The organism is Pseudoalteromonas sp. XI10 (assembly GCF_001469895.1).
GTDB lineage: Bacteria > Pseudomonadota > Gammaproteobacteria > Enterobacterales > Alteromonadaceae > Pseudoalteromonas.
Genome location: NZ_LOPY01000047.1, coordinates 65,373 through 78,408, shown reverse-complemented (window position 1 = coordinate 78,408; position 13,036 = coordinate 65,373). Strand labels below are relative to the sequence as shown.

Annotated in this window: 11 protein-coding genes; 6 read left to right on the top strand and 5 right to left on the bottom strand. The window is 41.7% G+C overall.

Annotated features, from left to right (window positions below; all coding sequences use genetic code 11):
• Positions 1-38: 38 nt before the first annotated feature.
• Complete coding sequence (locus tag AUR67_RS12205; protein ID WP_058585464.1) at positions 39-587, bottom strand: GspH/FimT family pseudopilin; 549 nt, start codon at positions 585-587, stop codon at positions 39-41.
• Positions 588-725: 138 nt separating this feature from the next.
• On the opposite strand from AUR67_RS12205, the gene AUR67_RS12200 reads away from it, so the two are divergent.
• Positions 726-1,064 (top strand): P-II family nitrogen regulator, encoded by a 339-nt coding sequence (locus tag AUR67_RS12200; protein WP_054551748.1) that lies wholly within the window; start codon positions 726-728, stop codon positions 1,062-1,064.
• Between the two features lie 60 nt (positions 1,065-1,124).
• Here AUR67_RS12200 and AUR67_RS12195 read toward each other — a convergent pair whose 3' ends face one another.
• Positions 1,125-1,883: an outer membrane protein assembly factor BamD gene (locus AUR67_RS12195; RefSeq protein ID WP_054561898.1), complete on the bottom strand. Its 759-nt coding sequence runs from the start codon at positions 1,881-1,883 to the stop codon at positions 1,125-1,127.
• 129 nt (positions 1,884-2,012) lie between these two features.
• Between AUR67_RS12195 and rluD the strand changes: the two genes are divergently transcribed.
• The 3 genes from rluD to clpB all read left to right on the top strand — a co-directional run bounded on the left by rluD (position 2,013) and on the right by clpB (position 6,393).
• Positions 2,013-2,990 carry a 23S rRNA pseudouridine(1911/1915/1917) synthase RluD gene (gene rluD / locus AUR67_RS12190; protein ID WP_058585463.1) on the top strand — a complete coding sequence of 326 codons (978 nt, stop codon included), beginning with the start codon at positions 2,013-2,015 and terminating at the stop codon, positions 2,988-2,990.
• A gap of 5 nt (positions 2,991-2,995) precedes the next feature.
• Complete coding sequence (gene pgeF / locus AUR67_RS12185) at positions 2,996-3,718, top strand: peptidoglycan editing factor PgeF (protein ID WP_058585462.1); 723 nt, start codon at positions 2,996-2,998, stop codon at positions 3,716-3,718.
• A gap of 98 nt (positions 3,719-3,816) precedes the next feature.
• Positions 3,817-6,393 (top strand): ATP-dependent chaperone ClpB, encoded by a 2,577-nt coding sequence (gene clpB, locus AUR67_RS12180; RefSeq protein ID WP_054561895.1) that lies wholly within the window; start codon positions 3,817-3,819, stop codon positions 6,391-6,393.
• 59 nt (positions 6,394-6,452) lie between these two features.
• Here clpB and AUR67_RS12175 read toward each other — a convergent pair whose 3' ends face one another.
• Complete coding sequence (locus AUR67_RS12175; RefSeq protein ID WP_058585461.1) at positions 6,453-8,000, bottom strand: methyl-accepting chemotaxis protein; 1,548 nt, start codon at positions 7,998-8,000, stop codon at positions 6,453-6,455.
• 392 nt (positions 8,001-8,392) lie between these two features.
• Between AUR67_RS12175 and gshA the strand changes: the two genes are divergently transcribed.
• Positions 8,393-9,967 carry a glutamate--cysteine ligase gene (gene gshA / locus AUR67_RS12170; protein ID WP_058585460.1) on the top strand — a complete coding sequence of 525 codons (1,575 nt, stop codon included), beginning with the start codon at positions 8,393-8,395 and terminating at the stop codon, positions 9,965-9,967.
• A 136-nt stretch (positions 9,968-10,103) separates the two neighbouring features.
• Complete coding sequence (locus AUR67_RS12165) at positions 10,104-10,712, top strand: hypothetical protein (RefSeq protein WP_054551741.1); 609 nt, start codon at positions 10,104-10,106, stop codon at positions 10,710-10,712.
• A gap of 44 nt (positions 10,713-10,756) precedes the next feature.
• Here AUR67_RS12165 and AUR67_RS12160 read toward each other — a convergent pair whose 3' ends face one another.
• Positions 10,757-11,596 (bottom strand): mechanosensitive ion channel family protein, encoded by an 840-nt coding sequence (locus tag AUR67_RS12160; protein WP_054561892.1) that lies wholly within the window; start codon positions 11,594-11,596, stop codon positions 10,757-10,759.
• A gap of 165 nt (positions 11,597-11,761) precedes the next feature.
• Complete coding sequence (locus AUR67_RS12155; RefSeq protein WP_130051057.1) at positions 11,762-13,030, bottom strand: HlyC/CorC family transporter; 1,269 nt, start codon at positions 13,028-13,030, stop codon at positions 11,762-11,764.
• Between the last annotated feature and the right edge of the window lie 6 nt (positions 13,031-13,036).

The following is a 13,036-nucleotide window of genomic DNA, read 5'->3' as shown; positions in this document are numbered from 1 at the left end:
ACTATAATTCGAGAGTGTGGGCTGTCAATTTAACAAGCTTAATTACAGACATCTGTCGTAGTACCAATATATAAAGCAGTCCCTGAGGCAAATACTTCTAGTTGTTTGTTATTATCGTTATCAGCTTTTGAAGGGCAATAAGTGAACTTTCCTGAGTCTGAAGTGAGCATACCGCTGGTATCAAATGTGATAAAGTTATCGCCAGTGAAATTTAACTGACTGTTCTCAGGCACTTCTTCCATGACTCTTAAAATGATATCGCCATCGTCCGGGTTGTAAACACCATCTTGGTTTGAGTCAAAAAACACAAATACGCTGCCGATATTCCAATTGCCTAAGCATTGATTGGTTGAATTATTTTCGATATTGCCTGTATTACCACTACACACAACAATAATTGCATCACTACTTGTTGCTTTTGCGCGAGCAAAACTAAGTGTGCGTTTTAACTCTAATAAGTAGCTCTCAGCTCGGTCATTTTCAAGCATGTCTGAGCTATCCCATAGTGCTATCAGTGCAACGATACCCACAATAGCAAGCGTGACCATCAGCTCTAATAATGTAAAACCCCGTTGTAATGATTTCATTGTTGTCTCTATTTTGAATCACTTTGTTTAATAATATCATGATTGCTGATTTAATCACCGTAATTCATAGCTTTGTTTGCCATCAGCAATGGGATTGTCTAAAATCGATGCAATCGAGAAATAATAAGTAACCCGAAAATGAAAAAAATCGAAGCAATTATTAAACCATTTAAGCTAGATGATGTGCGCGAAGCATTATCAGATGTGGGCATCACAGGTATGACGGTAAGCGAAGTAAAAGGCTTTGGCCGTCAAAAAGGACACACAGAGCTTTATCGCGGTGCTGAGTACATGGTGGACTTTTTACCTAAGGTAAAATTAGATATCGTATTAAGCGACGAAGATGTTGACCGTGCTATCGATGTTATTGTTAAAACATCGCAAACAGGCAAAATTGGTGACGGTAAAATCTTTGTCACTGACGTTGAGCGTGTCGTACGTATTCGTACCGCTGAAGAAGATGAAGACGCGATTTAAAACTAATCCACAAACATTAAAAAAGGCGCCTAAGGCGCCTTTTTTGCTTTTTAGTCTGCTTTAACGCTTGTTAGCTTCTCGCGTCGCTTTAGCGTGTTCACTTAGCTCAGGTAAGCCAAGTTTGTTATAGCTTTTTTCCATGATCTCAAGTGCTTGATCAAGGTAGCTGCTTTGTGAGTAGTGCTCAACCACATATTTACCACGGTTTGCAGCAGCAAGGTATGCCTCACGCTCATAGTAGTATTCAGCAACTTTTAACTCGTAGCGTGCCATTTTATTCAGTAGCCACACTAAACGTTTTTTCGCTTCTGGTGCGTAGGCACTGTTAGGAAAACGTTTTAAAAGCGTTGATAAATCAGTAAATGCAACACGAGTACGGTTTGCATCTCTGTCGGCACGGTCCACACCAAAATATTCTTGGAATGCGTTTTCATCCGCTTTGATGTTTACCAAGCCACGCATGTAGTACATGTAGTCTAAGTCTTTGTGGTTTGGGTTTAATCGAATGAAACGGTCGATAGTTGCGAGTGCTTGTTCAGTATTACCTGCTTGATAATGCGCAAACACTAAGTCCATTTGTACTTGTTTTGATAAAGGACCAAAAGGGTAGCGCGAATCAATAGCACTTAATAGCTCAATTGCACGAGCATACAAGCCTGAATCTAATGTTTGTTTTGCATCTTCGTATAAAGCTTGCGCAGATTTATTAGGAACGCGTTGGATATCTTCTTGATCTGGTGCTGATGAACAGGCACCTAAGCCAAGTACAGATACTGAAAAAACTATGGCGAACGCACGTTTCCCTATTTTATTTATCATTTTATTTCTTACCTTCGATGTCTTCGGCTAGGCCAAGTGAGGAAAACCGAGTAAACTATACGTATTATATTAAAGCGATTCTAACCCAGTCGAGCACAGCTTGCACTGGTAAATTGGGTAAAGTTACTAATGTCAGAGCAAATTTCTCTCCAAGCCGAGGTTCCAATTGACCTTGGCGGTAAACGTCTAGACCAAGTATTAGCGCAATTGTTCCCTGATTATTCTCGTTCACGTATAAAAACGTGGATTTTGGATGATAAAATCACTGTAAACGGCGAAATATTAAACACACCGCGCGAAAAACTACTCGGTGGCGAAGTGGTGAGTGTAGAAACAACCATCGAAGCCCCTCGTGAATACGAGGCACAAAATATCAAATTAAACATCGTTTATGAAGACGATGATATTTTGGTGATCAATAAACCTATGGGATTAGTAGTACATCCAGGGGCGGGTAACCCAGATGGCACGGTATTAAATGCTTTGCTACATCATTATCCTGACATCATTAATGTGCCTCGTGCAGGTATTGTGCATCGTCTAGATAAAGACACCACAGGTTTAATGGTGGTAGCGAAAACAATTCCGGCACAAACACATCTAGTATCTGCATTACAAAAGCGTGAAAACTTCACCCGTGAATACGAAGCAATTTGTAATGGCACAATGACAGCAGGTGGCATGGTTGAAAAGCCAATTGGTCGTCATGCAACAAAACGTACTCACATGGCCGTGCATGAAATGGGCAAACCAGCTGTGACGCATTACCGTGTTGCAGAAAAATTCCGTGCACATACACGCCTACGTTTACGCCTAGAAACAGGCCGTACTCACCAAATTCGTGTACACATGGCTTATTTAAACCACCCATTAGTTGGCGACCAACTGTATGGTGGTCGTCCGCGCCCGCCAAAAGGTGCTACACCTGAGCTGTTTCAAATGCTACGCGACTTTAAACGTCAAGCATTACATGCTGTTAAGCTATCAATTGCGCACCCAATCACTGGAGAGCTAATGACTTGGCAAGCGCCAATTCCAGATGATATGGCAGCTATGACAGAAGCTTTACGCGCTGATACTAAAGCAAACCCAAATATCGAGTTTTAAGCGTTATGATCACACCAGCATGGACTGCCCCAAACACTATTAGCGCATTGAGTACTACCCGGCAGGGCGGTGTTTCGGTTGCCCCTTTTGATAGTTTTAATGTGGGTTTACATGTTGGTGATGATGAGCAAGCCGTGCTTGCAAATCGTGCCTTACTTACAAATCAGCTGCCTAATCCTGCTGTGTGGTTAAACCAAACACATAGCAGCGATGTAGTCGTGATTGATGAGCAGTCTGATTTAAGCCATGTACGCTCTGCTGATGCGCTTTACACCCGTTTAGTAAAGCAGCCGCTGGCGATAATGACCGCAGACTGTTTGCCGGTATTACTTTGCTCGACTTCAGGCGAAGAAGTCGCTGCTGTTCATGGTGGCTGGCGTGGTTTAGCGCAAGGTATATTGGCAAACACGGTTTCGCACTTTCAAGCGCCAGCAAGCGATATTATTGCTTGGTTAGGCCCAGCCATCGGTCCTTTACAATTTGAAGTTGGGCAAGAAGTTAAAGAGTGTTTTTGCTCACAAAACCCAGAGCATCAACAAGCTTTTACAGCCAAACATGAAAAATACATGGCTGATATCTATTTATTAGCACGTCAGCAATTAGCACAATTAGGTGTGGTCAAAATACATGGTGGTGAGCACTGCACCGTCACTGAAAAATCACAGTTTTTCTCTTATCGCCGCGACGGACAAACAGGCCGTATGGCGAGCTTGATCTGGCGCAATTAATACGCCTTTTTTGCGATTAAATTTTCTTCTTTTACTTGAACAAATCACTAAGCATACCCATTAATTAAGCAATTAGATTTTTTAATAGGTAAACCCTTATGCGTTTAGATAGATTTACAAGTAAATTTCAATCTGCGCTTTCAGATGCGCAGTCATTAGCACTTGGGCGCGATCATCAATTTATTGAGCCTGTGCATTTAATGTATTCATTGCTTCAGCAAAATGGTTCAAGTGTGCGTGCGTTACTTGCACAAGCAGGTGTCAGTGCTGATGAGTTAAATACCAAGTTATCCCAAGAAATCGAAAAATTGTTTAAAGTTGAAGGCATTGGTGGCGATGTTCAGCTGTCAAACAACCTGATTTCGTTAATTAACTTATGTGATAAATATGCTCAAAAACGAAAAGATAAATTCATATCGAGTGAGTTGTTTGTTCTTGCCGCGTGTGACGATAAAGGCCCATTAGGCGACATTTTTAAAGCGTTGAATATTACTTCTAGCAAGATTGAATCTGCAATTGAAGCCATTCGTGGTGGCCAAAAAGTAGAAGACCCAAATGCTGAAGAAACTCGTCAGGCATTAAAAAAATTCACCATCGATTTAACTGAGCGAGCAGAGCAAGGTAAGCTTGACCCAGTCATTGGTCGTGATGACGAAATTCGCCGTACTATTCAAGTTTTACAACGCCGTACTAAAAATAATCCGGTGTTAATAGGTGAGCCAGGTGTAGGTAAAACAGCGATTGCGGAGGGCCTTGCACAACGTATTATCAATGGTGAAGTACCTGAAGGCTTAAAAAACAAGCGAGTATTATCGCTCGATTTAGGTGCTTTGGTTGCTGGCGCAAAATACCGTGGTGAATTTGAAGAGCGTTTAAAATCAGTATTGAATGAGCTTGCCAAAGAAGAAGGCCAAGTCATCCTCTTTATTGATGAAATCCATACTATGGTAGGCGCAGGTAAAACAGACGGTGCAATGGATGCGGGTAATATGTTAAAGCCTGCACTTGCCCGTGGTGAGTTACATTGCGTGGGTGCCACAACCCTTGATGAGTATCGTCAATACATCGAAAAAGATGCGGCACTTGAGCGTCGTTTCCAAAAGGTGTTTGTTGATGAACCATCGGTTGAAGACACCATTGCGATTTTACGTGGTTTAAAAGAGCGTTATGAGCTGCATCACTCGGTTGATATTACCGATCCGGCCATTGTTGCCGCGGCGCAGTTATCGCACCGTTACATCAGCGATCGCCAATTACCAGATAAGGCAATAGATTTAATTGACGAAGCAGGTTCTTCAATTCGTTTGCAAATTGACTCAAAACCAGAGTCTCTAGATAAGCTAGAACGTCGTATTATTCAGTTAAAACTGGAAGATAATGCACTGGCGAAAGAAAAAGACGAAGCAAGTCAAAAGCGCCGCACCGAAATGCAAGAACTGATCACTGAACTTGAAGCGCAATACCGCGAGCTAGACGAAGTGTGGAATGCTGAGAAGGCCTCACTGCAAGGCACGCAAGTAATCAAAGCAGAACTTGAGCAGGCACGCCTCGATTTAGACGTGGCACGCCGTGCCAGCGATTTACAGCGTATGTCTGAGCTGCAGTATGGGCGTATTCCTGAACTTGAGCGCAAACTCGACCTTGCTTCACAAGCAGAAATGCAAGAAATGAGCTTGCTTAAAAACCAAGTAGGTGAAGACGAAATCGCTGAGATTTTATCGCGTTGGACAGGTATTCCGGTATCGAAAATGCTGCAAGGTGAACGTGAAAAGCTTCTGCAAATGGAAGATCAATTACACCATAAAGTGATTGGTCAAGATGAAGCTGTTGTAGCTGTTGCGAATGCAATTCGTCGTTCTCGCGCAGGGCTTGCTGATCCAAATCGCCCAATTGGCTCATTCTTATTCTTAGGCCCAACAGGGGTTGGTAAAACTGAGCTGACCAAAGCACTAGCCAGCTTCATGTTTGACACTGAAGATGCCATGGTGCGCATTGATATGTCCGAGTTTATGGAGAAACACTCGGTGGCACGTTTAGTCGGTGCACCTCCGGGTTATGTTGGCTATGAAGAGGGTGGCTATTTAACTGAAGCGGTACGCCGTCGTCCGTATTCAGTCATTTTATTAGATGAGGTTGAAAAAGCGCACCCTGATGTATTTAATATCTTACTGCAAGTCCTTGATGATGGCCGCTTAACGGATGGTCAGGGTCGTACCGTTGATTTTAAAAATACGGTGATCATCATGACCTCTAACTTGGGCTCAGATATTATCCAAGAGCAAGCAGGTTCAAATGATTATGCTGGGTTAAAAGAAAAAGTGATGGGCGTATTAGTCAGTCAGTTCCGCCCTGAGTTTATTAACCGAATCGACGAAACCGTGGTATTCCATCCACTTGCTAATGAGCACATTAAGGAAATTGCAGATATTCAGTTAAGTAAGCTACGTGAGCGATTAACTGAAAAAGGCTACATTCTTGAAGTTACGGATGCAGCTTTAGACCGTATCGCTGAAAGTGGTTTTGATCCTGTGTATGGGGCAAGGCCTTTAAAACGTGCTATTCAACATACCATTGAAAACCCATTAGCACAGCGCCTGCTCGGTGGCGATTACCAACCAGGTGCCATCATCCATATTGATGCTGATGAGAATGGACTTGTTTTCTCAAGCCGTTAATTAGTCTCAAAAACAAAAGCCGCATCAATTATGATGCGGCTTTTTTGTATCAGTTAAGTTTAAACTTTAAAGGTTAACAGCATATCGTTAACTTTGCGTGAGCCTTCAACAAGCCCCGCTGCATCTTTAGCCACGTTGTAGCTAAGCTTTAAGTTCTCTTCGCTGTGTCCTTTAATGCTTTCTACATTTTCTCGTATATCGGTGCTAACAACTTGTTGCTCCTCAGCAGCCGTCGAAATTTCAGTCGCAAGGCCTGATATTTCATCAATTTGTGCGAAGATGCTCGCAAGCTCAGTTTGTGTATGGGCGGTAGTATCAACACAACTATCTGCTTGCGCTTTAGTTGATTGCATCACTTTAGACCAGCTAAATAACGTATCTTGGATCTCTTTAATTGAACTGTGAATTTGTGCTGTCGCATTTTGCGTGCGTGAAGAAAGTGCGCGTACTTCATCTGCTACAACCGCAAAACCACGGCCATGCTCACCTGCACGTGCTGCTTCAATTGCTGCATTCAGCGCTAATAAGTTTGTTTGTTCAGCAATGCCTTCAATCTCACTCATTACTTGGCCTATTTTGTCAGCTTCACTAGCAAGAGAGTTAGCGGTAGTGGCTGCTTGCTCTACTTGGTTAGCTAGATCAGTTACCATGCTGCTATTATCTTCAATATGCAGTTTGATATCGTTACAGCTTTGGTAAGTGGTTTTAACCTTATCAGCAGTGTGATGGGTATTAGCTGAAATCTCGCCAATAGTTGCACTCATTTGTGTCATTGCCGTAGCAATATCACTTAAACGTTGGCCTTGTGCTGCAATACCTTGCTCGGTTAGTGACGATTGTTTATCTAAGTTGGTAGCAATGTCTTTGAATGAGTAAGTAGAGTCTTTAACACGGCCCAATACAGTTCTTAGCTTAGCGAACAGCATTTGCTGATTATAGGCAGCAATACTAAATGGATGAGAGCCTGAATACACATAACGTGATACTGAATCAAACTCTGCACGTTGCTGCTTTAAATGGTTTGGCGTAACAACGAGTTCGTCATAATTTAAAGCAAAAAGTAGTACTACAAGGACACATGCGGTTAAAGCAACCATCCATGAGGTGGTCATTGCTAACCCAGCAATACCTGCAACCAATAAAATCGCAGACACTATTTGTCTGAGTGAGATATTCTCACGAAATGATGCGATAGATTTTCCATCATTAATTTTAGTGTACAGTGCCATCGCACGGGTTTTTAATTGCTCAGATGGCTTGGTACGCACTGATTGATAGCCAACTAGCTGGCCATGTTCATAAATAGGCGTAACGAACGCATCGACCCAATAGTAGCGACCATCTTTACAGAGGTTTTTTACCATGCCACGCCAAGAGTGGCCCTCTTTAAGTTTTTCCCACATCTCTTTAAATGCCGCTTTAGGCATATCTGGGTGGCGTACAATATTATGATTTTTTCCGAGAAGCTCTTCTTCGGTGTAACCTGCTATAGTACAAAATTCCTTATTTACGTATGTGATTACACCGCGTAAATCTGTGGTAGAGACAAGCTCTTGATTATCTGAGTATGTCACTTCTTGATTGACGATTTCTTGCCCACGACGCATATGAGTCCTCGAAATATACTTTTTTATGGTGTGCGGATTATAGTCTCAGAAAAATGTAAGGGAAGGGGGGACATAGTGTTAACTGTGAAACTTTTAATAATTTCATCTTCCCTTTGATCTAAAACAATATCTTGCCTGAATTATTATGTTTAGCCTCAGTCTTTTATATTAGTTAAAAGGTCTAATATCCTCAAGGAAAAAGCCTAAATTGTATTTTTAACCGTTTTAGCAACAATGAAGTGCCACCAAAGCAATTGTATATTGTGACTCACAATGGCAAGATTGAACTTCAAGTGTAGGGGTACATAATGAAAGTTATTTTTCTCTCTTGAGTAATTGTTTTTTGCCCCCATACACTTAGGATTACAGCCACGCGGCTCGAGGAAGCATTTTTGATAAAACATGATTTAAATAAAACGCTAGAAGCGTTAACGGCACAATTTCCTAACGCAATTAATGGGATTCAACGTGGTATCGAGCGAGAAGCATTAAGGATTAAACCAAGTGGTGTTATCTCACAGCAAGGTCATCCACAAGGCGTTGGTAGCGCTTTAACGAATGATCATGTCACCACTGACTTTTCAGAATCACTTTTAGAATTTATCACTCCGGTTAGTACATCTGCAGAGCAAACACTCGCGCAGCTAAAAGACTTGCAAAAGTTCACCTTATCGCAGATGGACGATGAGCTGTTATGGCCGATCAGTATGCCATGCTTTATTGAACATCAAGATGACATTGTACTCGCACAGTTTGGTGACTCAAACATTGGCCGCATGAAAACACTTTATCGTGAAGGCTTAAAAAATCGTTATGGCAGCATGATGCAGGCCATTGCCGGCGTGCATTTCAATATCTCTTTTCCTGAGAGCTTATGGCAAAGCCTATATAGCTTAAACGGTAACCAAGGTACATTAGCTGAGTCTATTTCAACTGGCTATTTAGGGCTTATTCGTAACTTTAAGCGTGAGCTTTGGTTGATCAGCTTTTTATTTGGCGCATCACCAGCGTTATGTAGTTCATTTTTGCAAGGGCGCGAAACTGATTTACCATTTAAAAAATTAGGTAAAGGTACTCTTTATTTAGAAGTGGGTACCGCGCTGCGTTTGGGTGATCTTGGGTACACTAACAGTGCACAATCGTCTTTACGTGTTATGTATAACTCTCTAGAAGAATATGTAGCAGGCTTAAAAGAAGCGATTCATACACCATCAGATATTTATGGTCATATAGATGACTACACGAGTGCTGAGCCAAAGCAGTTGAACAAAAATATTCTGCAAATCGAAAACGAGTTTTACTCGCCAATTCGTCCTAAGCGCAATGCAGCATCGGGCGAAACACCAACCGATGCATTACTACGCGGCGGTATAGAATACATCGAAGTACGTGCGCTTGATGTCAACCCGTTTAGTGAAACGGGTATCGATTTACAGCAAATTCGTTTCTTAGACGTATTCTTAACCTATTGTTTATTGAATGACTCGCCAGAAATGGATTGGCAAGAGCAAAAATTAAGCACTACTAACCTTGATGCGGTTGTCAATGAAGGTCGAGATCCAGAACTTTTGCTTAACAAGCAGGGTGAGATGGTGCGTCTAACAGATTGGGCTGAGACAATTTTTTCTCAGCTATCTGAAGTTGCCCGTTACATGGATAATGCATATGGCGTGAGTTATTACAGCGAAACCATAGCTGAGCTTGCAACTTGGGTGAACAATCCAAGTAAAACTTTCTCTGGCAAATATGTTAGTGCGCTGGCAAAAGAGAACCAAGATAATGGTCATTTCGCTTTAGCACTTGCACAGCAGTACAAGCAAAGCCACCTTGATGCTGATTACCAATTTTATGATCAAGCATTTTTGGCAAAGCAAGCGGCTGACTCTGTACTTAAAGAGCGTGAAGTTAAAGCAGCAGACAGTGTATCTTTCACTGCATTTTTAGATGACTATTTTGCTAAAGCTTAGTATTGTGAAGGCATAAAAAAACGCAGCCTAGGGAGGCTGCGTCAAAGATTCTTCAGGGATGAAACAATGCTATACTGCTGCATTCATAAGTTCAGACTGACCTGATGAGAAAAAGTTCAGCGAGATCCATAAAAAAATGAAAAAAAGTATAATTATTTTATCGCTGGCCGCATCTTTGGCTGGTTGTGCAACGGCTCCCCCTGAGCAACCTCATGATATATGTAAGATTTTTGAAGAAAAACCTGACTGGTATTACGATGCTCGTGATGCACAAGAAAAATGGGGTTCGCCAAAACATGTGCTAATGAGCATGATGTATCAAGAAAGCTCATTCCGCCATGATGCAGCGCCACCAATGGAATACTTCTTATGGGTAATTCCAATCGGACGTGCTAGCTCTGCATATGGCTACTCTCAAGCGAAAACCCCAACATGGTCGGATTACATTCGTGAAACAGGTAACAGCGGTGCAGACAGAGATGATTTTGATGATGCTATCGACTTTATGGCCTGGTTCGTTTACAAAACCCATAAAGTAAATGGTATTTCAAAATGGGACGCCTACGCCCAGTACCTAAATTACCACGAAGGGTGGGGCGGCTATAAGCGAGGCACTTATAAGAGTAAAAAGTGGCTAATGAGCGTTGCTAATAAAGTTAAACATCGAGCTAGTCGCTATGGCGCACAACTTAAAAAGTGTGAAGCCGATTTAGACAAAAACTGGTTTGAACGCTTATTTAGTTAATGCATAAATAGAAAGCCCGCATCAATTAGCGGGCTTTTTGTTAGCTATTTACCAGGGAACTGGTGAATGTGAACATCCCTTTGCGGGAATGGAATCGTAATATCAGCGGCGTCAAAGGCAATTTTAACGCGTTCGTATAAGCCAAAATACACTGGCCAGTAGTTATCAGACTCAACCCATGCCCATACCAGCATGCCAATATGGCTTTCACCGTGCTGACTAACATGAACCGATGGTTTTTTATCTTCTATATCTTTTAGTATCAAATCATAGTCATTAAGCACGCTCATAAGCACATCACGGGCTTTATGAACATTATCGCCATAGCTGATACCAAATTCGATAGCTACGCGGTGTGTTGGCTCTGAAAACTTATTCTTAACGCAGCCATTTGATAGCGTGCCATTTGGGATTATGATTTTTTCATTGTCGTAGGTGAGTAAAACAGTGACAAAAATTTGTATTTCAACAACTGTACCCATGTAGCCTTGCGCTTCGATTACATCGCCAACTTTAAAAGGCTTAAAGAACAGAATAAGCACGCCACCTGCAAAGTTAGCAAGGCTACCTTGAAGTGCCATGCCCACCGCAAGGCCAGCAGCACCCAGCATTGCGATAAACGATGTGGTTTCTATACCAATCATAGAAGCAACAGATATCAGCAACAGTACTTTTAAAATGACCGAGATAAAGGAGACTAAAAAGTGCGTAAGGCCAACCTCAAACTTGACCTTATTCATTGATTTTTCGGCCATATTGGCAATTCTACCAATTAACCACCAACCTATGATCAAGACCAGTATTGCGAGGATAAACTTTGGCCCGTAAAGCATCAGTAATTCGATAGCTTGGTTATAGATTTTTTCGATTGATATTTCGTCCATTATTTTCCCTTTTATATCAATATATGCAAAAGAAAATAATAGTAGAGGAATTCGTGTTTGGTTGTGCAGGATAGCTTATAAAATGTGAATCTTCAGAGGTAATTCAGCTATAAGTAACAAAAAAGGAGTAGCAAGCTACTCCTTTTGTTTAGGTGGTGTAGAAAATTATTCTGTGCGTTTACTTGGAATAACTTTAACTAACTTAACCATATTTTCTTTTATCTCGATAACTTCAATAGGGTATCCGGCAATACGTAAACTTAGGTTTGAGTCTGGGATGTCCTCTAAGTATTCAACAATTAAACCACTTAGCGTTTTCGGGCCATCAATCGGTAGCTCCCAACCCATTTCTTTATTTAAATCACGAATATTGGCACCGCCATCAACAAGTACTGAGCCATCATCTTGCTCTGTTACTTCTTCACTCGGTGTACGCGTTTGCGTTGTAGTGAAATCACCCACTACTTCTTCAAGAATATCTTCAAGGGTTACTAGACCTTGAATATCACCATACTCATCGACAACTAAGCCAATACGTTCTTTTGATTGCTGGAACTTAAGTAGTTGCGTGTTCAGTGATGTGCCTTCAGGAATAAAGTAGATTTCACGTACCGCACGCAGAAGTGATGGTTTATCAAACTGCTCTTTCGTTAATAGACGCAGAGCATCACGTGAGTGAATAAAGCCAACAGCATCATCAATTTGGTCACGATACAACAGTACACGGGTGTGCTGTGCATGAGTAAGCTGGCGGCTGATAAGCTTCCAATCGTCATTGATATCGATAGCAACAATTTCGTTGCGTGGGATCATGATATCTTCAACAGTGACTTGCTCTAAATCTAAAATTGAAGTCAACATGCTTTGGTGACGAGCAGGTAATAGTGCACCTGATTCGTTCACCACAGTTTTTAGTTCTTCTTTACTTAAGCTGTGCTCTTCAATTTGTGCTGTGGTAATACCAAACAAGCGTAACATGCCGTTGGTCATCCAGTTTACGATAACCACAAACGGGAAAAGGATTTTCAATAGGCCTTTGAGCACAATTGAGCTTGGAAAAGCAACCTTCTCTGGGTATAGCGCAGCAAGTGTTTTTGGCGTTACTTCGGCAAAGATTAAAACAACCAGCGTTAGCGCGCCGGTTGCAATAGCGATACCGAGATCACCATACAAACGAATACCAATAATCGTTGCAACCTGTGCTGCAGCGATATTTACAAGGTTATTACCAATTAAGATCAGACCAATGAGTCTGTCAGGGCGACTTAATAGTTTGCTGACGCGCTTCGCTGCACGATGATCTTCTTTAGCAAGATGACGCAGGCGAATACGGTTGATTGACATAATTCCAGTTTCAGAACCAGAAAAATAAGCAGAAATAAGTATCAATAATCCCAATATAATAAACAGGGTACTAGTCGATATGTCGTCCAAGGATGG

Coding starts and splice junctions, on each gene's coding strand:
- AUR67_RS12205 (WP_058585464.1), bottom strand. CDS start 587: ATGAAATCATTACAACGGGGTTTTACATTATTAGAGCTGATGGTCACG.
- AUR67_RS12200 (WP_054551748.1), top strand. CDS start 726: ATGAAAAAAATCGAAGCAATTATTAAACCATTTAAGCTAGATGATGTG.
- AUR67_RS12195 (WP_054561898.1), bottom strand. CDS start 1,883: ATGATAAATAAAATAGGGAAACGTGCGTTCGCCATAGTTTTTTCAGTA.
- rluD (WP_058585463.1), top strand. CDS start 2,013: ATGTCAGAGCAAATTTCTCTCCAAGCCGAGGTTCCAATTGACCTTGGC.
- pgeF (WP_058585462.1), top strand. CDS start 2,996: ATGATCACACCAGCATGGACTGCCCCAAACACTATTAGCGCATTGAGT.
- clpB (WP_054561895.1), top strand. CDS start 3,817: ATGCGTTTAGATAGATTTACAAGTAAATTTCAATCTGCGCTTTCAGAT.
- AUR67_RS12175 (WP_058585461.1), bottom strand. CDS start 8,000: ATGCGTCGTGGGCAAGAAATCGTCAATCAAGAAGTGACATACTCAGAT.
- AUR67_RS12165 (WP_054551741.1), top strand. CDS start 10,104: ATGAAAAAAAGTATAATTATTTTATCGCTGGCCGCATCTTTGGCTGGT.
- AUR67_RS12160 (WP_054561892.1), bottom strand. CDS start 11,596: ATGGACGAAATATCAATCGAAAAAATCTATAACCAAGCTATCGAATTA.